Origin of the sequence: Pseudonocardia sp. MH-G8 (genome assembly GCF_002262885.1) — a bacterium.
Taxonomy (GTDB): domain Bacteria; phylum Actinomycetota; class Actinomycetes; order Mycobacteriales; family Pseudonocardiaceae; genus Pseudonocardia.
On record NZ_NKYF01000013.1, the window covers coordinates 55,562 to 74,223 of the forward strand.

Genomic DNA, 18,662 nt, shown 5'->3' on the forward strand with positions numbered 1-18,662 from the left:
AGGCCCGTCGCCACCCCGAGGCCCGGGAAGTGACGAGAGCGGCGTGGATCAGCCCGCGGCGGTGTCGAGCGTCGGTCGACCCGTCCCGCGCGGTGCGATCGCCGCCGGCCCGAACCGGGCCCAGGCCACGAACGCGGCCAGTACGCCGAGCACCGCCGTCTGCACCGCGATCGGATAGAAGCCGATGGCGATGTTGATGCCGGTCGCACCGATCATCGTGATCACGAGTCCGGTGGCCGCCACGGGCGTCAGGACGGGCAGGATCCTCGTGGCCGCGGGCAGGACGAGGCCCAGCGCGCCGAGCACCTCGGCGAAGCCCGCGATCTTGAGGAGCACGACGGGCACCCCTTGGCTGCCCGCCGCCAGATCGGCCACGGACATCATCACCTTCATCCCGCCGATGAACAGGAACGCCAGCGCCAGCAGCACCGACACGATCCAGACCGCGATCCTCATGGGAGAGCCCCCTCTGCGTCGTCGCACCGTGCGCACGAGGGTCCTCCTCGAGGGCGGCGGACACCAGCCCGACGGCCTTGATCAGGAAGTCGGGCGCGAAAACGGGCGAAATCGACACTCGAACGCGCCGAACTGCCGATCATGGGCCGCGACCGCGGTTCTTGACCGCCGCCGGAGCCGGTCGATCAGCGCGAACGCGCCGCCGGTCAGCACGCCCATCGCGACGCCGGCCAGCAGTCCGCGCAGCGGGTCGCCATCGGTGAACCGGCCCAGCAGGAGCCCGACACCCATCATGTACACCGACCACAGCGCGGAGCTCGCGAGCGAGCACGGCAGGAACCGGCGCAGCCCGACGCCGTAGCGGCCGGCGGCCGTGGTGCTGACCAGCCGCCCGCCGGGCACGAAGCGCGCGCCGACGATCGTGGCGGCCGGCCGGTGTGCCACGTTGCGGCGCACCCACCCCGCGATCCCGCCCTCCCGGGGCGCCGACACCCGGCGTGACGTACGTCCGAGCGCGAACAGCAGGTGGTCGCCCGCGACGGAGCCGACGAACGCGGCGGCGAGCAGCGCGAGCGCCAACGGCACGTCGTGGGCGCCGATGGCGACCGCCGAGGCCGTCATCAGCAGCGGCTCGCTCGGCACCACGGGGAACGGCCCGTCCAGCGTGACGAGCAGGGCGAGCACCGGCACGAGCCACCCCGTGTGCAGCAGCAAAGCGATGTCCATCCCGCCCCCTGCTCCCCTGGTCCACCGGCCGCACCCCAGCCTCCTCGCTTCGGCGCTCCCGATCAGGCCGGTGTGCACCCCGATCGGACGGGGGGCTGTCCCTACCCCCGGCCGTCGCCTGTCGTACCGTTCGCCGTCACGAGGACGACCGTCCGCAGCAGCAGAAGGTGCCGTTGCGAGTGTGTTATCCGACCGTAACGGCCACGTCCACCCAAAGGGTTGACGCTGCCGCCTGTTAGCGCTCACATTGGGGCCCGCCCAACACGGGCCCGGACGCAGGCTCACCCGGATCGGGGAGCTCGCACCTCGAGGAGGAGACGTGCAGAGAAGGCTCGGAATGGTCGCAGCGGGCGCCGCACTGGCGCTCACGCTCGCGGCCTGCGCCGGCGAGGGAGCCGGCGGCGGGGGCGGCGCCGGCAGCGATGCGCCGGCCGAGGAGCTCCTCGTCGGGGTGTCGATGCCGACGCAGACCTCGGAGCGCTGGATCGCCGACGGCGACAACGTGCGCCAGCAGCTGCAGACCGCCGGCTACCAGGTCGAGCTGCAGTACGCGAACGACGACATCCCCACCCAGTCGCAGCAGGTCGACCAGATGATCACTCAGGGTGCCGATGCCCTGATCATCGCGGCCATCGACGGCACCGCGCTCTCCAGCCAGCTGCAGGCCGCCGCCGACGCGAACATCCCGGTGATCGCCTACGACCGGCTGATCCGCGGCACCGAGAACGTCGACTTCTACGTCACGTTCGACAACCGCGAGGTCGGCGTGCAGCAGGGCACCGCCCTCCTGACCGGCCTCGGGATCCTCAACCCCGACGGGTCACCGGGCACCGCCACCGGTCCGTTCAACATCGAGCTGTTCGCCGGCTCGCTGGACGACAACAACACGGGCTACTTCTTCGACGGGGCGATGTCGGTGCTCCAGCCGAAGATCGACGACGGCACGCTCGTCGTCAAGAGCGGGCAGACCGCCGTGGAGCAGGTCGCCATCCTGCGCTGGCAGCAGGAGACCGCGCAGAAGCGCATGGAGGACCTGCTGACCGCCAGCTACAACGACGGTTCGCGGCTCGACGGGGTCCTCTCGCCCTACGACGGCATCTCGCGCGGCATCATCACCGCCCTGCAGAACGCCGGCTACGGCAGCGCGGACAACGCGATCCCGGTCGTCACCGGTCAGGACGCGGAGATCGCCTCGGTGAAGCTGATCGCCGACGGCGTGCAGAACTCCACGATCTTCAAGGACACCCGGCTGCTGGCCGAGCAGGCCGTCGCCGCCGCGGAGGCGTTCCTCGGCGGGGGCCAGCCGGAGGCCAACGACACCGAGACCTACGACAACGGTGTCAAGGTCGTGCCGTCCTACCTGCTGCCCATCGAGACGGTCTACGCGGACAACATCCAGTCCGCGCTGGTCGACTCCGGCTACTGGACGGCCGAAGAGGTCGCCAGCGGCCAGTCCGGCTGACCCACCCCCGACCCGCCGGCCGGCCCGTGACACCACCGGGCCGGCCGGCGATCGTCCGCTCCTGCTCAGGAGGACCAATGGCCGATGACATCCTCGAGATGCGCGGCATCACCAAGACCTTCCCCGGCGTCACCGCGCTGGAGGACGTCACCCTCGCGGTGCGCCGTGGCGAGATCCACGCGATCTGCGGGGAGAACGGCGCCGGCAAGTCCACCTTGATGAAGGTGCTCTCCGGCGTCCACCCCACCGGCGACTACGACGGTGAGATCGTCTTCGACGGCTCGCCCGTCCGGTTCTCCGGGATCCGCGACAGCGAGAACGTCGGCATCGTGATCATCCACCAGGAACTCGCGCTGGTGCCCTACCTCTCGGTCGCCGAGAACATCTTCCTGGGCAACGAGCGCAAGGGCCGGGGCGGGTTGATCGACTGGAACCGCGCCAACGCCGACGCCGCAAGTCTGCTGGCCGAGGTCGGCCTCGACGAGAACCCCGTCACCCCGGTCGGGCAGCTCGGCGTGGGCAAGCAGCAGCTCGTGGAGATCGCCAAGGCGCTGTCGAAGGACGTGCGCCTGCTGATCCTCGACGAGCCGACCGCCGCGCTCAACGACACCGACTCCGCGCACCTGCTCGACCTGCTGCGGCTGCTACGCGACCGCGGCATCACCTGCATCATGATCTCGCACAAGCTCAACGAGATCGTCAGCATCGCCGACCGCACCACCGTCATCCGCGACGGCCGGACCGTCGAGACGATGGACATGAGCGAACCCGACGCCACCCAGCAGCGGATCATCCGCGGCATGGTCGGGCGCGACCTCGAGAGCTTCTACCCCGACCGCGAGTCGCACCCGGGCGCGGAGGTGCTGCGCGTCGAGGACTGGACGGCCTGGCACCCCACGCAGGAGCGCAAGGTCGTCGACGGTGCCGGGTTCACCGTCCGGGCCGGCGAGGTCGTCGGGATCGCCGGGCTGATGGGCGCCGGGCGCACCGAGCTCGCGATGAGCATCTTCGGGCGGTCCTACGGGCGCAACATCTCCGGGCGGCTGTTCATGCACGGCAAGGAGGTGCGGGCCCGCACCGTCGCCGAGGCCATCGACAACGGCATCGCCTACGCCACGGAGGACCGCAAGCGCTACGGCCTCAACCTCATCGAGGACATCCGCCGCAACGTCTCCGCGGCCGGTCTGCACAAGCTCTCGCGCCGCGGCTGGGTCAACGGCAACGAGGAGACCCGCGTCGCCGAGGAGAGCCGGCGGAACATGAACATCAAGGCCCCCACCGTGATGAGCGTGGTGGGCAAGCTCTCGGGCGGCAACCAGCAGAAGGTCGTGCTGTCCAAGTGGCTGTTCACCGACCCGGACGTGCTGATCCTCGACGAGCCCACGCGCGGCATCGACGTCGGCGCGAAGTACGAGATCTACACGATCATCAACCGGCTCGTGGCGGCGGGGAAGGCGGTGCTCGTGATCTCGTCCGAGCTGCCGGAGCTGCTGGGCATCTGCGACCGCATCTACACGCTGTCCGCCGGCCGGATCACCGGTGAGGTGCCGGTGGACGAAGCGACCCAGGAAGGCCTGATGGCCCTCATGACCAGGGAGAGGGAGTCCGCGGCATGACCAGGACCGCGCCCCCGGACACGGCGCCCGAGGGCGCCTCGACGTCTGCGGCACTGCACACGGGCACGAGCGACATCCGCGCGCTGCTCACCCGCAACCTGCGCCAGAGCGGCATCTACGTCGCCTTCGTGGCGATCATCGCCCTGTTCGCGATCCTCACCGACGGGGTGCTGCTGTCCCCCGGCAACATCTCGAACATCGTCGTGCAGTACTCCTACATCCTCGTGCTGGCCATCGGCATGGTCATCGTGATCATCGCCGGGCACATCGACCTCTCGGTCGGGTCCGTGGTGGCGCTCACCAGCGCCGTCTCGGCGGTCCTGGTGATCCAGCAGGGCCTGCCGTGGTGGGTCGGCGTGCTCGCCGCGCTGGCCGTCGGGCTCGCGGTCGGCGCGTGGCACGGCTTCTGGGTGGCCTACGTCGGCATCCCGGCGTTCATCGTGACGCTGGCCGGCATGCTGCTGTTCCGTGGCCTGACGCTGCGGGTGCTGGACAACATCTCGCTCTCCCCGTTCCCCGCCGAGTACCAGCTGGTGGCCAACGGCTACCTCAACGGCCTGCTGGGCGGCGACGGCTTCGACGCCTTCACGCTGGTCATCGGCGCGATCGCGGTGGCCGGCTACGCGGTGAGCGGGTTCCGCACCCGCCTGGCGCGCATCACCTACCAGCAGCCCGTGGAGTCGTTCCCGCTGTTCGTCGCCCGCGTCGTGCTGGTCGGCGCCGTGGTCATGTACTTCGCGTGGCAGATCGCCCACGCCCGCGGCCTGCCGGTGGTGCTGATCATCCTCGCGGTGCTGGTGATGGCCTACGGCGTGATCACCCGGCGCACGGTGTTCGGCCGGCAGGTCTACGCCATCGGCGGCAACCTCTCGGCGGCCACGCTGTCGGGCGTCAAGGTGAAGAGCGTCAACTTCTGGATCTTCGTCAACATGGGGCTGCTCTCGGGGGTCGCCGGGGTCATCTACTCGTCCCGGATCAACGGCGCGCAGCCGGGCGCGGGCAACATGTTCGAGCTCGACGCCATCGCGGCGGCGTTCATCGGCGGCGCGGCCGTCACCGGTGGCGTCGGCACGGTCGTCGGGGCCATGGTCGGCGGCCTGATCATGGCCGTGATGAGCAACGGCATGCAGCTCATGGGCATCGACCAGTCGATCCAGTCGGTGGTGAAGGGCCTCGTGCTGCTCCTCGCCGTGGCGTTCGACATCTACAACAAGCGCCGGGCGGGCGCCTCCCGCTGATCCTGCGGTCGAGGTAGACGTGAGGGCTGTTCGCGGGATCGCGGGCAGCCCTCACGTCGATCTCGCGCGGGATTTGCCGAAACGGCCCCGCGAGCACGTGGCCGCACGCGATGCTCCGGGCATGGGTTCGGTTCCCGGCTGGCCGGTGGCGTTCCGCGGCTCCGCCGCGGTCGCGGCGGGTCTGGTCACGAAGGGTGCACTGCGCGGCCCGGCCTTCGAGCGACTGTTCCCGGACACCTACGTCCCGGCGCCCGATGACGGCCCACCCGGCCTGGCGCTGCGCGCGCACGCCGCCTACCGCTACGTCGAAGACGCCGGCGGGGTGCTGTCCGGATACTCCGCCGCAGCGGTCCTCGGCGCCTCCTGCGGGCCATGGAACGCACCCGCCGAGGTCACGGTGCCGCACCGCGGTCAACGCCCGTTGCCCGGTCTGCTCGTGCACCGCACCGACCTACTGCCGGGGGAGATCATCGAGGTGGACGGCCTGCGGGTCACCAGCCCCGTGCGCACCGCGTTCGACCTCGCTCGCCGCGGTGACCTGGTGGAACGGGTCGTCGCGGTCGACCGGCTGGCCAACGTCCACCGCTTCTCCCCCGACCTGCTGCTCCACCTCGCCGCCGGCAAGCGGAGTGCACGGGGCACCGATGCCATCGCGGAGGTACTCGCCCACGTCGATCGCCGTGCCGGTTCCCCCACCGAGACCCGCCTGCGCCTGCTCATCGTCCGGGCCGGGCTGCCCCGTCCCGAGGTCCAGTGGGTGGTGCAGGACGAGCAGACCCGCACCGCCGTCTGGCTCGACCTGGCCTGGCCCGAGCAGCTGATCGGCATCGAGTACGAGGGCGCCCACCACACCGAACCGGACCAGGTGCTCCGCGACGCCGGCCGGTACACGACGCTCGTCGACAAGGGCTGGCGGATGTATCGCTACACGAAGTTCGAGATCCGCCACCGGCCGGAACTGATCGTTGCCCAGCTCGCGCGCGCGAGAGAACGGCCGAGATAGACCTCAGTGCTCTCCAGCGGAGCGTCGCGAACCCTCAGGTCGATCTCGCCCGTCTCGGTCGCTGCCGAGGCGCACGACCCGCCATTCACCGGCGGCGGAACCAGGCGTTCGCCGCCGGGCGGAACATCAGCACCAGTGCGGTGAGCACCGCGACGACGTGCGCCACGCGCAGGCCCGCGCCGATCAGCGTGGGTACCTCGGCCGCGGCGAGGAATTCGGCCGGTGCGCCACCGGCGAGCAGCCAGGTCACCGGTTCGCTCACCAGCGACACGGTGCCTATACCCCCGAGCAGCACGGCCACGGCCCAGCGGGCGGCGTTGCGGCCGGTGCGCAGGCACAGCACCAGCGCGGCGAGCACCGCGTAGATCGTGAACCGGGCGGCAAGCTGCGGCGGCGTGGGCGGCTCGGCCCCGAGCAGGTAGACGAGGGCCTCGAGCGCACCGGCCGCGATGGCCGTGAGCCACAGCAGGATCGAGAGCCGGACCGGCTCGGGTGCGGCGACGGCACGGCGCGCGGGAACGGTCATGCCGTCGAGTCTGCGAGCGGCGGGGCCGGCCGTCCCGCCGGTGCGCCCCCGTTCCGGACGGGGGAGGGCCTTACCCCTCAAGACAGCGGGAACCTTCTGGTGGCGCTCCGCTGTGCAGCACGCCGGGGCTTTGGGTGGCACGGGTGCCACTCCCGGCCGGCCTGCGACACGGGCTCCCCGCCGGCATGCGGCACGGGCTGAACGCAGCCCACTGAACACAACGGCTCCGGCGCACGTACACATCCCGGGACACGACGGTCGGGAGGTGGCTGGGGGATGCGAGGGCGGCGGGTCCGGGACGCGGCGCCGCGCGGGCTCGACTCCGAGCACGCGCTGCGCGCCGCGTACGCCGCCCACGGCGCGGAGCTGTACCGCTTCGCGCTGCGGCAGCTCGGCGACGACGGCGCGGCGCAGGACGTGGTGCAGGAGGTGTTCCTGCGGGCGTGGCGGCGCGCCGACTCCTACGACCCGTCGATCGCGAGCCTGCGGGTGTGGCTGTTCGCCCTCGCCCGCAACGCGGTGATCGACGAGGTCCGCCGGGTCGCCGTGCGGCCGTGGCGGCGCGGGCTGGTCGGCGAGATGACGGCCGACGCGCACGCCGGGAGCGTCGACGCCGCGGAGCACGCGCTCGTCGACACCTGGCTGGTGGAGGAGGCGCTGCGCCGGATCCGGGAGGAGCACCGCACGGCGATCGTGCAGACCTACCTGCGCGGCCGCCCGTACGCGGAGGTGGCCGCCGAGCTCGGCGTCCCGGTGGGCACACTGCGCAGCAGGGTCTTCTACGGGCTCAAGGCCCTGCGCCTGGCGATGGACGAGATGGGTGTGGAGCCGTGAACCGGGACGAGCACCGCGGCGTTCGCGAGTCGTTGGGCGCGTACGCGCTGGGCGGGCTGCCCGACGCGGAGCGGACGGCCGTACGCGCGCATCTCGACGGCTGCGCCGAATGCCGCGCCGAGCTGGCCGAGATCGAGCCGGTGCTCGGCCCGCTGAACCGCGTGGACCCCGACCGGCTCGACCGCACACCGGTGCCACCGCCGGAACTCGGCGAGCAGATCGTGGCGCGGGCCGTCGGCGAGCGCAGGCCGGCACGCCCGCGCGGTGTGCTCGTCGCCGCAGCGGCCGTGGTGGTCGCCGCTGCCCTGGCCGGCGGCGTCGGCTTCGCCGCGGGTTCGCGCGCCACGCCGGACGTGCCGCGCGAACCGGTGCAGGTGCAGGCTCTGGACGCGCGGGTCAACGCCTCGGCCACGGTCGTGCCGCACACCTGGGGCGTGGAGATCACGTTGGAGGCCGGTGGCTTCCGGGACGGTGCCGTCTACCGGGTGGTGGTGCTGGACGAGGCCGGCCGCCGGGTGGGGGCCGGGGAGTTCGTCGGCACGGGTGAGGCGCCGATGCGCTGCAACCTCAACACGTCGGTGCTGCGTGCCCAGGCCACCGGGTTCGACGTCCTCGACGCCGGGGGCACCGTCGTGGTGCACGGGGAGCTGTGAGCTCTCACGCCCGCACCGCGTGCACCACGAGGTTGTCGCGGTAGCTGCCCGCGCCCCGGTCGAACTCCCCCGCACACGTGACCAGGCGCAGCACGTCGTCCGGGGTGGCGCCGAACACCGCGAACGTCGGGAAGGCGTCCTTGGGTACCTGCTCGGTGCCCTGCACGCGGTAGCGCGCCACCGTGCCGTCGGCCGTGGTCACCTCGACCGGGTCACCGGGGCGCAGGGCGTGCAGCCGGTGGAACACGGCCGGGCCGTCCCGGGAGTCGACGTGACCGAGCAGGACGGTCGGGCCGGGACCGCCGGGCCGCCCGCCGCCGCTGAACCACCCGACGCGGGCGAAGTCCTGCGGCACCTCGGCAGCCCCGTCGGCGGCGATGCCGAGCCGCAGCAGCGCGGACTCCACCCCCGCCGCGGGGATCCGGACGGCCACCGGGTCGGCCGCGACCACGGGCCGTGCCGGTGCCGGCGCGGCCACCGCCACGGGGCCGGCGGGCGTCCCGGGATCGCCCGGTGCCGGCGCGCAGCCGGCCACCGCGAGGGCGGCCAGCACGAGCGCCGGCACCAGGACCCCCCGCCCGTCAGCCGCGGGCACGCCGGCGCGCGATCGCCGTCCCCGCCACGGCGGTACCGGCCACGGCCAGCAGCGCCGCGCCGAGCAACGGCTGCCCGGTGTCACCCGCCGCGGCGCCCGCTCCGGTGTCGACCCCGCCCATCGGCACCCGCGTGAGCTGCCCCCGCACGGCGCCTGCGGTGAAGGCGGAGGTGTGGGTGTCGGCGAAGAACGCCGCCGGGTCGGCCTCGATCTCCTTCAGCGAGAAGCCCTCGCCGGTGTCGGTGCCCTCGGCCAGCACCCCGGTGGTGAACGGCCCCTGCAGGCAGCCGTCGCTGCGCATCGCCCCGTTGCCGTCGTCCTCCGGGTTCGGGAACGCGAGCCGCGGCGGACCTGCCGCGCCCTCGGCGGCCTCGTGCACGTGGGTCGCGGTGCGTGCGGGGCTCTGGTAGGGCGGGGTGACCCCGTCGAGGGTGATCTCGTAGCAGATGATCTCCTCGTCGCTGTTGATCCGCAGGTCGAAGGTGCCCGTGGCCCCGGCCTCGCCGGGAGCGGGCCCGTCCGGCCCGACCACCGTGTCGGGCCCCGCCATCGCGGTGAACATGCTGGTGAACGAGTCGGGCTCGGGCACCTCGGCGTCCTGCGCGAAGGCCGGGCCCGCGGCGAGCGCCGCGGTGGCCGTCGTGAGGGCGGTCAGGGTCGCGATCCGGGTGACGGAGCGGCGCACGGGGGTCCTTCCGGAGATGTGGTGCGGACATCCGTGCGTACGCACCGGCCCCGTCCCGCGTTCAGCGCCCCGCGAGCAGCTCCAGCACCGGCGCGAGCTGCTCGGCGAGCGCCCCGTTGACGCTGACGTAGCTCACGCCGTAGGCGTCGCGGCGCCGCTGCAGCTCATCGGCCATCTCCGCCGGCGTACCGCGCAGCAGGCTCTGCGAGTCGTGGGCGACGAGGGTCGCGTGGTCGGTGCCGATGAAGCGCTGGGTCCAGGCCGGGAGCTCGTCGCCGACGGCGAAGAGGTTCATCGCGACCTCGATGTCGTCGGCGCGGTCCCCGGCCGCCGCACGCAACTGCGCGGCCATCCCCGCGAGGTCGTCGCGGCCCGCGAGCGGGGGCGCGGCGAGCGTGACGATGTCGGCGGCCCGCCCGGCGAGCGCGAGCGCCTTCGGCCCTCCGGCCGCGATCAGCACGGGGGTGTGCCGCTCGCCGTCCAGCTCGCGCAGGTGCGCGATGGCGTCGGCCACCTGCTGCAACCGCTCACCGGGCGACCCCCAGGACCGCTCGAGGCTTTCGGTGAACTCCCGGGCCTGAGGCCGCCCGGTGCCGATGCCGAACTCGAAACGACCCTCGGTGAGCACCGAGAGCGAGTGTCCCTCCCAGGCCGCGGCCCGTGGGGCGCGCATCGGGCCGGCCAGCACGAACGTTCCCACGCGCAGCGTCGTCGTGGCGCTCGCCGCCACGGCGAGCGACGGGAACGGGGCGAGCAGCTGCAGCCCGTCGGGCATCAGGAGGCTCGAGTAGCCCAGCTCCTCCGCCCGCCGCGCCGTGTCGATCCACTGCCGCGGGCCGCCCTCGGGTGTCAGGACGACCCCGAACCGGAACCCCAGATCGGACATGATGCGCCTCCAGCAGAATCATTACAGCACTGAACGATTACACTGAAGGTATCGTTCTCGGCTGGTACCGTCCAGCCCGTGAACGACCAGAGCAGGGAGCTGCCGCACCCACCGGGCTGCTCCTTCCTCCTCACCGCGCTGGGCACGCACTCGGCGACGCGCTTCGCCGAGCGGGTGGCCGAGCTCGACCTGACACCGCCGCAGGTCGGCCTGCTGCGACTCATCGCCGCATCACCCGGGCAGAGCCAGCACGCGGTGGCGCAGGTGCTCGGGCTGCCGCCTAGCCGGCTCGTGGGCCTCGTCGACGCCCTCGCCGACCGCGGCCTCGTGGAGCGGCGCCGCAACCCGGAGGACCGGCGCCTGCACGCGCTGCACACCACCGACGCGGCCGAGGCGCTGCTCGCGCGGATCGCGACGGTCGGCCGCGAGCACGACGACGCGATCTGCCGCAGCCTCGACGCGGACGAACGCGCCCAGCTGCGCACCCTGCTCGCCCGGATCGCCGACGACCACGGCCTCACGCCCGGGGTGCACCCCGGCTACCGGCAGCTCCCGCCGCCGCGGGCGGGATAGTGCGCCGCGCAGCGGGTACCGCCGTCTCATGGCATCCGACCGCGAGTACCCGGCACAGCCCGTGCCCGACACCGCCCTGGCCACGGGGAACGACGACGGTGAGCCCGGCGAGCCGCTCGGCGTCAGCACACTGGACGCCGAGGAGGACGACTCGATCGTGCGCGGCCTGGACTAGACGTCCTCCGAGATCGCCTCACGAACGGCCGGGACGATCTCCGCAGCCCAGCGTCCCAGCGAGACGGGATCCTGCGCTCCGCCGTCGGGCGAGAAGAGCATGAACCCCGAAGCCCCATGCTCCCGCACGGCCCCGGTGAGTTCCTCGACCCACTGGTCGACCGAACCGCCGATCCAGCGGCCGTCGGCACCCCGCGTCTCGGCGAGCGGTCGCTCGGTGATGCGACCGGGCAAGTTGAAGATGGTGCGAACCTCTGCCGGATCGCGCCCCACGGCAACCGCCGCCTCGTCGACGACCGGCCGCGACGCCCGGTACCGCTCGCTGAGCCAGTCGGCGGCGTGGCCCGGGATCCAGCCGTCGGCGACGCGGCCGGTGGCGGCCAGCGACTTCGGCCCGACGGACCCCGTCCAGACGAGCGGCGCGGCGACCGGAGCCGGATCGATCCGGCGCACCCGGTGGTGGCGGCCCTCGAACGTGACCGGCGCCCCACCGCCGGACAGCTTCCGGACGAGCACGATCGCCTCCTCGAAGGCGCTCACGGCGTCGGCCGGGGAGAGTCGGGGCGCCCCCATGTCGGCGATGCGGTCCCACAACCCGCCCGCACCCATGCCGAGCACGACGCGGCCACCCGACAACGCCGACAGCGACGTCACGGTCCGCGCCAGCACGGGAGCGGGCCGGGTCGGCAGGTTGGTGACGTTGGCGAACCCCGCGATGCGCTGGGTCTGCCCGAGGACGAACCCGAGCGTGGCGTAGGCGTCCAGGCGCGCGCCGAGGTAGGGGTGGTCGGACAGCGAGAAGACGTCGAGCCCGTCGCGGTCGGCCTGCGAGACCATGCGCAGCAGCTCCGGCCCATCCGCGACGTCGCTGTGGGCCCCGAATCCGAAAACGATCTCTGGAACAGACATCGTCGCACCTCCCGTCCGACGCGACCCTCTTGCGCGCCCTTGAGTTCGTAGCACGAACTATATTGATTCGTACTACGAACTTCAAGGGCGATGCGGCTCCACGAAGACCACCGGAACCTCGTTGTCGCACACCACGCGGCCGAGCAGGTCGGCCAGCACGTCACGCTCGGCAGCACTCAGACCGGCCGGCAGCTCCTCGATGCGCCGGCAGGTCTCGACGTAGAATTCCTCGGCGAGCCTGCTGCCGCGTGGAGTGAGCGCGACGCGCACCGCCCGCATGTCCTGCGGGTCGGGTTCGCGCCGGACCAGACCATTGCGCTCGGTGCGGTCCACCAGCCCGGTGATGCTCGACTTGGCCAACCCGAGCATCGCGCCGAGCTCGCCCATGCCGTACGGCTGCGCCATCAGCACGCACAGCAGCTGCCCTTGCTGGGAGGTGAGGCCGTACTCCCGGCTCGACTCGGCGTACACCGCATTCACCAGGAACGAGGAACGCACCAGGGCGGCTACCACCCCGATGCGGCCGGCAAGGCGTTCACCCACGGGGACAGAGTAGCAGTTCGTGCAACGAACTACCTTTTCCCGCGCGCGGTGCGGCCGTCAGCGCTCCGCGTCGGGCGGCGCTGCCGGTTCCCCCTGGTCCTCGGCCTCGAGCACCCGCCGCTCCGCCTCCCAGCCGGCCTCGTCCATGGACTCCCGGCCCCAGCCCGTCACCACCGCGACGAGGAACACCAGCATCAGCGCCCAGCAGTACACGACGTAGGGCACCGCGTGGAGGGCGTCGAAGCCCTCGAGGTCCGCGCCCCGCACGGTGTCGGCGACCAGCGCGAACGGGATGAGCACGGCGACGCTGTAGGGCAGGATGCCGATGATCGTGGTCGACGCCGCGTCCAGCACGTTGCCCCGTCGCCACGGCGCGATCCGGAACGCGTGGCCGAGTCGCCGGACGTACGGGCCGAGCATGACCATCGTGGGGGTGCCCGCGGTGGTGAGGGCGTTGACGGCGAGCGCGAGCAGGTACATGGTCACCTCGGCGCTGCGCGCGCCGCGGGCCAGCCGGCGGGACCGGACGATCAGCCAGTCGATGAGCCCGCCGGCCCGGAACGTGCCGATCATCCCCATGAGGAAGATCGTGAACACCGCGATGCCGACGAACCCGGTCATCCCGTCGACGACCACACCGCTCGCGGTGAACGTCGAGGCGTCGACCGAGAGCAGGTCCGACCAGCCGAGCAGGCCGGTGACCAGGCCGAGCGCGAGCCCGAACGCCGTGCTCAGGAGCAGGGCCGACACGAAGTGCCACTGCCGCACCATCAGCGCGACCAGCAGCGCGGGCGCGAGCAGCATCACCAGCCCGTCCGGGGCGGCGTCCACCTCGCCGCGCCCCACTCCCCCGGAGCCGGCCAGGCCCACGACGACGTAGACGGCCAGCGTCACCGCCCCGGCGACGGCGGCGTACTTCAGCCGGGACCGGACCACCTTGGGCACGTCCGTGCCCTGCGAGTACGCGGACACGATGGTGGTGTCCGAGACCGGGGCGAGGTTGTCGCCGACGAACGCACCGCCGATGATCGCGCCGACCACGAACAGCGGGTCGGCGCCGATCGCGAAGCCGGCGGGGAAAAGGATCGGGGTGACCGCGAGGATCGTGCCCACGGAGGTGCCGGTGGACAGCGACAGGACGGCGGCGGACAGGAAGGTCACCAGCGGCACCCACGCCGCGGTCAACCCGACCGAGACGGCGAGCCACACGAGACCCTCGATGACGCCCGTCGTGTTGAGCATCGTGCCGAACACGCCGGCGAGGAACCACGCCAGCAGGATCACCGCGAGCATGGGGGACGCGATGCCGGCGATCAGCGCGTCGACGTACTCCTTCTGGCTGCGCGCCAGCAACAGGCCGACCAGGAGCCCGAGCAGCACCATCGGCCAGAAGGCCTCCGGGAGCGCCAGCCCGTTCGCGCCGAGGACCAGGATGCCGACGAGCATGACCAGGAACGGGACGAACAGCGCCGCGACGCCGCCGCGGAACTGCAGGCGGGGTACAGCGACGGGAGGCGACATCGGATTGCCTTCGGCCACCGAAGCTTCACCCCCACTGAACGGACTGCGAACATAGAACCGGCCGTGCCGGGTGTCAACGAAGGAGGGCGAGGTGGTCGGGATCCGCATCCGCGAGCTGCGCAGCGATCGGGGCATGACCCTGACCGGGTTGGCCCGTTCCGCCGGCCTGTCCGCAGGCCTCATCAGCCAGGTCGAGCGGGGGTTGACGGACCCGAGCCTGGAGACCTTGCGCCGGATCGCCCGGGTCCTGGATGTGCCGTTGTTCAGCCTCTTCCGCGATGCGGAGCCCGACTCCGATGCCGTGGTGGTGCGCCGGGAGCGTCGGATGCAGGTCAGCTCGCCGCACGGCGGGATCTCCTACCAGCGCCTGTCCCCCGGGTCCGGGAAGCTGGAGCTGCTGGAGGGCACGCTCGAGCCGGGAGCGGCGTCGGCGCCGAAGCCGTGGAGCCACCCCTCCGAGGAGTGCGTGACGGTCCTGTCGGGGCAGCTGCTGGTGGAGATCGGCAGCACCCGGCACGAGCTCGAGGCGGGCGACAGCTGCTACTTCGACTCCCGCTCCCCGCACCGCTACGTGAACCCCACCGAGGGCCGCACGGTCTTCCTGGTGGCCATCACCCCACCCAGCTTTTAGTCGGGGTGAACGAGCGCGCACCACACCCATCCCCACCTCGGAGCCCTACTGCTGATTTCGCCGGCTTCCTGACAGCAGGATGGCTCCACGGTGCGCTTCGGGGTGTGGTTCTACTGGCCCGCCTGGGCCAGTGGGGCCGGTCTCGTGCGCGCGCTCCATCTCCCGGCGCTGCGGCTGATGGCGATCGGATGGCCGAAGCAGCGGCTGACCAGGTCGGTGGTCAGCACCTCCGCAGCCGGTCCGGCGGCGAGGCACTCGCCGGTGCGCAGCAGCATCGCGTGGCTCGTGCTCGCCGGGAGCTCCTCGAGGTGGTGGGTGACCAGCACCGTCGCCAGCGCCGGGTGCTCGGCGCGCAGCACGTCGAGGCTGTCGATGAGCTGCTCGCGGGCAGCGAGGTCCAGGCCGGTGGCGGGCTCGTCGAGCAGGAGCAGGCGCGGGCGCGGCATGAGCGCGCGGGCGATCAGCGCGCGGCCCCGCTCGCCCTGCGAGAGCGTGGGCCAGCGGGCCTCCCGGCGCGCGCCGACCCCGAGCAGGTCGATCCACCGGTCGGCCTCGGCGTACTCCTCGTCGCTCGGTGCGTGGCGCGGCACCGGCTCGGTGGTGCCGGTCAGACCGGTGAGGACGACCTGGCGAAGCGTCAACGGCGACTGCAGCGGGTGCCGCGGGTTGACGTGCCCGAGGTAGGAACGCAGCTCCCGGACGTCGACGCGGCCCAGGCGCCTGCCCAGGACGTGGACCTCGCCCCGCGTGGGGTGGGTGACCGCACCCATCAGGCCGAGCAGCGTGCTCTTGCCCGCGCCGTTCGCGCCCAGCAGCGCCCAGTGCTCCCCCCGCTGCACGGTGATCGACAACGACCGGAGGAGGTGGACGCCCTCCCGCACGAGGTCCACGTCCAGCACCTGCAACACCGGTCCGGTGTCGACGGGTCGCGCGGTGCTCACTGTGCCCTCCCAGTACTCGATCTTCGCGCCCGTCCCGGCGAGGGCCGCACGGCACCGCCGGCACCGGGGCGAACAGGTCGGCCGGCACGGGGTCGCCGGGCAGCTGCACGACCGCGCGGGTGGACCGCGGGTCGGCGTCGACGCAGGGGACCGGTTCGTCGGCCGCGCGCCGGCGACGCCAGGCTAGCAATCGGATGCATGGCCTCCGGCGCCCGGCGCCCTCGGCGAGCGCGTCGGCCCAAGATCCTTCCGAGATCCAGCTGATCGCCCCCCGAAGGGCGATCAGGTCGATCTCAGATCGATCACCGCTCCATGATCCGTCCGAGATCGACCTCAACGCCCTGCCGAGGGCGAACAGCTCGATCTCAGAACGATCAGCGCCCGGGGTCGCGCACGAGTTGCGGTCTCGCTGTGTGGCGGAGCCACACTCTGGACCCAGGATTCATGGGGCCCGCACACAGGGCGGATCGCGCCCCGCGGACGTACCGTTCTCCACCATGGTCGCCGCCGCCGCACCCCCGCTCGCGGGCCGTCGCGCGCTGGTCACCGGGGCCGCGTCGGGCATCGGGGCGGCCATGGCGCGGCGGCTCGCGGCCGACGGCGCCGCCGTGCTCGCGGTCGACCGCGACGAGGCCGGGTTGGCGGAGCTCACGCGTGCCACGACCGGTGTGGAAGCCCTGCCGTGCGACCTCTCCGACCTCGCCGCCGTCGACGCACTGCCGGCCGACGTGGACGTGCTCGTCAACAACGCCGGGCTGCAGCACATCGCCCCGATCCCGGAGTTCGACCCCGACCGGTTCTCGCTGGTCCTGCGGGTGATGCTGGAGGCACCGTTCCGGCTGGCCCGCCGCACGCTGCCGCACATGTACGCGCGCGGCTGGGGCCGGGTCGTCAACGTCTCCAGCGTGCACGGGCTGCGCGCGAGCCCGTTCAAGTCGGCGTACGTGGCCGCGAAGCACGGGCTGGAGGGCCTGTCCAAGGTCATCGCGCTCGAGGGCGCCGCGCACGGCGTCACGAGCAACTGCCTCGACCCCGCCTACGTGCGCACGCCGCTCGTCGAGCGGCAGATCGCCGACCAGGCCCGCATCCACGGCATCGACGTCGATGCCGTGGTGGAGCAGGTCATGCTCGCGCCCGCCGCGGTGAAGCGGTTGGTCGAGCCCGAGGAGGTGGCCGAGCTGGCCGCCGTGCTCTACGGACCGGCGTCGGCGTCGATCACCGGCACGTCACTGTCGATGGACGGCGGCTGGACCGCCCACTAAGGACAGCCCGCCCACTAAGGACCGCCCGCGAACTAGGAACACAGGGAGACAACGTGGTCACCGACAAGACATCCGGGAAACCGGGCAGCGGCGGCATCATCAAGGTGGTTGCCGCGAGCATGGCCGGCACCACCGTGGAGTGGTACGACTTCTTCCTCTACGGCGTGGCCGCGGCCGTCGTGTTCCCGGCGGTGTTCTTCCCGTCGAACGACCCCGCGGTCGGCACCCTGCTCGCGCTCGGCACGTTCGCGATCGGGTTCATCGCCCGGCCGATCGGCGGGCTGGTCTTCGGCCACTACGGCGACAAGCTCGGCCGCAAGAAGCTGCTGGTGATCAGCCTCGTCGGGATGGGCGTCGCGACGTTCGCCATCGGGCTGCTACCCGGCTACGCGACCATCGGGTTCGCGGCGCCGGTGCTGCTGACCGTCCTGCGTCTCGTGCAGGGCTTCGCTATCGGCGGGGAGTGGGGCGGGGCCGTGCTCATCGTCTCCGAGCACGGCGACCCGGCGCGGCGCGGCTACTGGGCGAGCTGGCCGCAGGCCGGCGTCCCGATCGGGCAGTTGCTCGCCAACGGCCTGCTGTTCGTGCTCGCCGCGGTGCAGAGCGAGCAGGACTTCCAGTCGTGGGGTTGGCGGATCCCGTTCCTGCTCTCCGCGGTGCTGGTGCTGATCGGGCTCTACATCCGGCTGTCGATCGAGGAGTCGCCGATCTTCAAGGCGGCCCAGGCCCGCGCCGCCGAGCTCGCCGCGGCCGGCGAGAAGGAGATCGTCCCGATCGTCGACGTGTTCCGCCGCTACCCGCGCGAGGTGTTCACGGCGATGGGCGCGCGGTTCGTCGAGAACGTCTGCTACTACGTCTTCACGATCGTGATCACCAGCTACGTGACGCAGCGGCTCGGCCTGCCCAGCTCGTTCGTGCTCGGGGCGGTGCTCATCGGCGCGGCGGTGCACGTGGTGGTCATCCCCATCTGGGGCGCGCTGTCCGACCGCTTCGGTCGCAAGCCGATCTACCTGCTCGGGGCGGCAGGCGTCGGCGTCTGGGCGTTCGTGTTCTTCGCGCTCGTCGACACCGGCAACTTCGCGCTCACCGTGCTCGCGGTCGTCGGCGGGCTCGTGTTCCACGCCGCCATGTACGGGCCGCAGGCCGCGTTCCTGTCCGAGCTGTTCGGCACGAAGGTCCGCTACTCGGGCGTGTCGGTCGGTTACCAGCTCGCGTCGGTCGTGGCGGGCGGGATCGCGCCGCTCATCGCGGTGTGGCTCTACACCACGTTCGACTCCGGCTACGCGGTGTCGGTGTACGTGGCGCTCAGCGCGGTGCTGACCATCGTGGCGGTGGCCGGCTACGGCGAGACCAGCAAGCGCGACCTCTCCGAGGACCACGCGATCAGCCCCGGCACGAGCCGCTGACCGGAGCTCACCCAGCGGAGGA

The 18,662-nt window shown here is 72.2% G+C and carries 21 protein-coding genes; 11 read left to right on the forward strand and 10 right to left on the reverse strand.

Annotated elements, in window-relative coordinates:
- Positions 1-48: 48 nt before the first annotated feature.
- Entirely contained in the window at positions 49-456 is a 408-nt protein-coding gene (locus tag CFP66_RS26090; protein WP_094927818.1) for a DoxX family protein, read from the reverse strand.
- 81 nt (positions 457-537) lie between these two features.
- The gene (locus CFP66_RS26095; RefSeq protein ID WP_094927819.1) at positions 538-1,182 is read right to left on the reverse strand and encodes a DedA family protein; all 645 of its coding nucleotides are present in this window, start codon (positions 1,180-1,182) and stop codon (positions 538-540) included.
- A gap of 337 nt (positions 1,183-1,519) precedes the next feature.
- Between CFP66_RS26095 and chvE the strand changes: the two genes are divergently transcribed.
- The 4 genes from chvE to CFP66_RS26115 all read left to right on the forward strand — a co-directional run bounded on the left by chvE (position 1,520) and on the right by CFP66_RS26115 (position 6,501).
- Positions 1,520-2,644 (forward strand): multiple monosaccharide ABC transporter substrate-binding protein, encoded by a 1,125-nt coding sequence (gene chvE / locus CFP66_RS26100; protein WP_198961690.1) that lies wholly within the window; start codon positions 1,520-1,522, stop codon positions 2,642-2,644.
- A gap of 77 nt (positions 2,645-2,721) precedes the next feature.
- Positions 2,722-4,260, forward strand: a complete 1,539-nt coding sequence (mmsA, locus tag CFP66_RS26105; protein WP_094927821.1) for a multiple monosaccharide ABC transporter ATP-binding protein — start codon at positions 2,722-2,724, stop codon at positions 4,258-4,260.
- The gene (mmsB, locus tag CFP66_RS26110; RefSeq protein ID WP_094927822.1) at positions 4,257-5,498 is read left to right on the forward strand and encodes a multiple monosaccharide ABC transporter permease; all 1,242 of its coding nucleotides are present in this window, start codon (positions 4,257-4,259) and stop codon (positions 5,496-5,498) included. Before mmsA ends, mmsB begins: the two co-directional genes overlap by 4 nt.
- Before the next feature lie 121 nt (positions 5,499-5,619).
- Entirely contained in the window at positions 5,620-6,501 is an 882-nt protein-coding gene (locus tag CFP66_RS26115; protein WP_094927823.1) for a hypothetical protein, read from the forward strand.
- An 85-nt stretch (positions 6,502-6,586) separates the two neighbouring features.
- Here CFP66_RS26115 and CFP66_RS26120 read toward each other — a convergent pair whose 3' ends face one another.
- Positions 6,587-7,027 (reverse strand): hypothetical protein, encoded by a 441-nt coding sequence (locus CFP66_RS26120; RefSeq protein WP_094927824.1) that lies wholly within the window; start codon positions 7,025-7,027, stop codon positions 6,587-6,589.
- Positions 7,028-7,303: 276 nt separating this feature from the next.
- Between CFP66_RS26120 and CFP66_RS26125 the strand changes: the two genes are divergently transcribed.
- Complete coding sequence (locus CFP66_RS26125) at positions 7,304-7,861, forward strand: sigma-70 family RNA polymerase sigma factor (RefSeq protein WP_094927825.1); 558 nt, start codon at positions 7,304-7,306, stop codon at positions 7,859-7,861.
- Positions 7,858-8,514, forward strand: a complete 657-nt coding sequence (locus CFP66_RS26130) for an anti-sigma factor (protein WP_094927826.1) — start codon at positions 7,858-7,860, stop codon at positions 8,512-8,514. Before CFP66_RS26125 ends, CFP66_RS26130 begins: the two co-directional genes overlap by 4 nt.
- Positions 8,515-8,518: 4 nt before the next feature.
- Here the strand turns inward: CFP66_RS26130 and CFP66_RS26135 are convergent, their stop codons facing one another.
- From CFP66_RS26135 to CFP66_RS26145, 3 genes are all read right to left on the reverse strand, one after another.
- Positions 8,519-9,109 (reverse strand): class F sortase, encoded by a 591-nt coding sequence (locus CFP66_RS26135; RefSeq protein WP_233159728.1) that lies wholly within the window; start codon positions 9,107-9,109, stop codon positions 8,519-8,521.
- On the reverse strand, positions 9,096-9,794 hold the full coding sequence (locus tag CFP66_RS26140) for a CHRD domain-containing protein (protein WP_198961677.1): 699 nt from the start codon (positions 9,792-9,794) through the stop codon (positions 9,096-9,098). Before CFP66_RS26140 ends, CFP66_RS26135 begins: the two co-directional genes overlap by 14 nt.
- A 61-nt stretch (positions 9,795-9,855) precedes the next feature.
- Complete coding sequence (locus CFP66_RS26145) at positions 9,856-10,680, reverse strand: LLM class flavin-dependent oxidoreductase (RefSeq protein WP_094927827.1); 825 nt, start codon at positions 10,678-10,680, stop codon at positions 9,856-9,858.
- A 78-nt stretch (positions 10,681-10,758) separates the two neighbouring features.
- Here CFP66_RS26145 and CFP66_RS26150 point away from each other — a divergent pair, with 78 nt between their 5' ends.
- Together CFP66_RS26150 and CFP66_RS48020 are read left to right on the forward strand one after the other, a co-directional pair.
- Positions 10,759-11,253, forward strand: coding sequence for a MarR family winged helix-turn-helix transcriptional regulator (locus CFP66_RS26150; RefSeq protein WP_233159730.1), 495 nt, complete (start codon positions 10,759-10,761; stop codon positions 11,251-11,253).
- Positions 11,254-11,281: 28 nt separating this feature from the next.
- Positions 11,282-11,428 carry a hypothetical protein gene (locus tag CFP66_RS48020; RefSeq protein ID WP_158228217.1) on the forward strand — a complete coding sequence of 49 codons (147 nt, stop codon included), beginning with the start codon at positions 11,282-11,284 and terminating at the stop codon, positions 11,426-11,428.
- Here the strand turns inward: CFP66_RS48020 and CFP66_RS26155 are convergent.
- The 3 genes from CFP66_RS26155 to CFP66_RS26165 all read right to left on the reverse strand — a co-directional run bounded on the left by CFP66_RS26155 (position 11,425) and on the right by CFP66_RS26165 (position 14,400).
- The gene (locus tag CFP66_RS26155) at positions 11,425-12,336 is read right to left on the reverse strand and encodes an LLM class flavin-dependent oxidoreductase (protein WP_094927828.1); all 912 of its coding nucleotides are present in this window, start codon (positions 12,334-12,336) and stop codon (positions 11,425-11,427) included. The two genes, CFP66_RS48020 and CFP66_RS26155, sit on opposite strands and share 4 nt — an antisense overlap.
- Positions 12,337-12,417: 81 nt before the next feature.
- Complete coding sequence (locus CFP66_RS26160; RefSeq protein ID WP_094927956.1) at positions 12,418-12,855, reverse strand: MarR family winged helix-turn-helix transcriptional regulator; 438 nt, start codon at positions 12,853-12,855, stop codon at positions 12,418-12,420.
- 81 nt (positions 12,856-12,936) lie between these two features.
- Complete coding sequence (locus CFP66_RS26165; protein ID WP_158228218.1) at positions 12,937-14,400, reverse strand: Na+/H+ antiporter NhaC family protein; 1,464 nt, start codon at positions 14,398-14,400, stop codon at positions 12,937-12,939.
- 91 nt (positions 14,401-14,491) lie between these two features.
- Here CFP66_RS26165 and CFP66_RS26170 point away from each other — a divergent pair, with 91 nt between their 5' ends.
- The gene (locus CFP66_RS26170) at positions 14,492-15,031 is read left to right on the forward strand and encodes a helix-turn-helix domain-containing protein (RefSeq protein ID WP_094927830.1); all 540 of its coding nucleotides are present in this window, start codon (positions 14,492-14,494) and stop codon (positions 15,029-15,031) included.
- Between the two features lie 110 nt (positions 15,032-15,141).
- On the opposite strand, the gene CFP66_RS26175 is transcribed toward CFP66_RS26170, so the two are convergent.
- Positions 15,142-15,972: an ABC transporter ATP-binding protein gene (locus CFP66_RS26175; RefSeq protein ID WP_094927831.1), complete on the reverse strand. Its 831-nt coding sequence runs from the start codon at positions 15,970-15,972 to the stop codon at positions 15,142-15,144.
- 497 nt (positions 15,973-16,469) lie between these two features.
- Here CFP66_RS26175 and CFP66_RS26185 point away from each other — a divergent pair, with 497 nt between their 5' ends.
- Positions 16,470-17,234 (forward strand): 3-hydroxybutyrate dehydrogenase, encoded by a 765-nt coding sequence (locus CFP66_RS26185; protein WP_094927833.1) that lies wholly within the window; start codon positions 16,470-16,472, stop codon positions 17,232-17,234.
- 119 nt (positions 17,235-17,353) lie between these two features.
- Positions 17,354-18,640 carry an MFS transporter gene (locus CFP66_RS26190; protein ID WP_094927957.1) on the forward strand — a complete coding sequence of 429 codons (1,287 nt, stop codon included), beginning with the start codon at positions 17,354-17,356 and terminating at the stop codon, positions 18,638-18,640.
- Positions 18,641-18,662: the final 22 nt, after the last annotated feature.

Excerpts from the sequence above, each read along its gene's own strand:
- mmsB (WP_094927822.1), top strand. The coding sequence starts at position 4,257 with ATGACCAGGACCGCGCCCCCGGACACGGCGCCCGAGGGCGCCTCGACG.
- CFP66_RS26115 (WP_094927823.1), top strand. The coding sequence starts at position 5,620 with ATGGGTTCGGTTCCCGGCTGGCCGGTGGCGTTCCGCGGCTCCGCCGCG.
- chvE (WP_198961690.1), top strand. The coding sequence starts at position 1,520 with ATGGTCGCAGCGGGCGCCGCACTGGCGCTCACGCTCGCGGCCTGCGCC.
- CFP66_RS26155 (WP_094927828.1), bottom strand. The coding sequence starts at position 12,336 with ATGTCTGTTCCAGAGATCGTTTTCGGATTCGGGGCCCACAGCGACGTC.
- mmsA (WP_094927821.1), top strand. The coding sequence starts at position 2,722 with ATGGCCGATGACATCCTCGAGATGCGCGGCATCACCAAGACCTTCCCC.
- CFP66_RS26120 (WP_094927824.1), bottom strand. The coding sequence starts at position 7,027 with ATGACCGTTCCCGCGCGCCGTGCCGTCGCCGCACCCGAGCCGGTCCGG.
- CFP66_RS26125 (WP_094927825.1), top strand. The coding sequence starts at position 7,304 with ATGCGAGGGCGGCGGGTCCGGGACGCGGCGCCGCGCGGGCTCGACTCC.
- CFP66_RS26145 (WP_094927827.1), bottom strand. The coding sequence starts at position 10,680 with ATGTCCGATCTGGGGTTCCGGTTCGGGGTCGTCCTGACACCCGAGGGC.
- CFP66_RS26095 (WP_094927819.1), bottom strand. The coding sequence starts at position 1,182 with ATGGACATCGCTTTGCTGCTGCACACGGGGTGGCTCGTGCCGGTGCTC.
- CFP66_RS26165 (WP_158228218.1), bottom strand. The coding sequence starts at position 14,400 with ATGTCGCCTCCCGTCGCTGTACCCCGCCTGCAGTTCCGCGGCGGCGTC.
- CFP66_RS48020 (WP_158228217.1), top strand. The coding sequence starts at position 11,282 with ATGGCATCCGACCGCGAGTACCCGGCACAGCCCGTGCCCGACACCGCC.
- CFP66_RS26190 (WP_094927957.1), top strand. The coding sequence starts at position 17,354 with ATGGCCGGCACCACCGTGGAGTGGTACGACTTCTTCCTCTACGGCGTG.
- CFP66_RS26090 (WP_094927818.1), bottom strand. The coding sequence starts at position 456 with ATGAGGATCGCGGTCTGGATCGTGTCGGTGCTGCTGGCGCTGGCGTTC.
- CFP66_RS26185 (WP_094927833.1), top strand. The coding sequence starts at position 16,470 with ATGGTCGCCGCCGCCGCACCCCCGCTCGCGGGCCGTCGCGCGCTGGTC.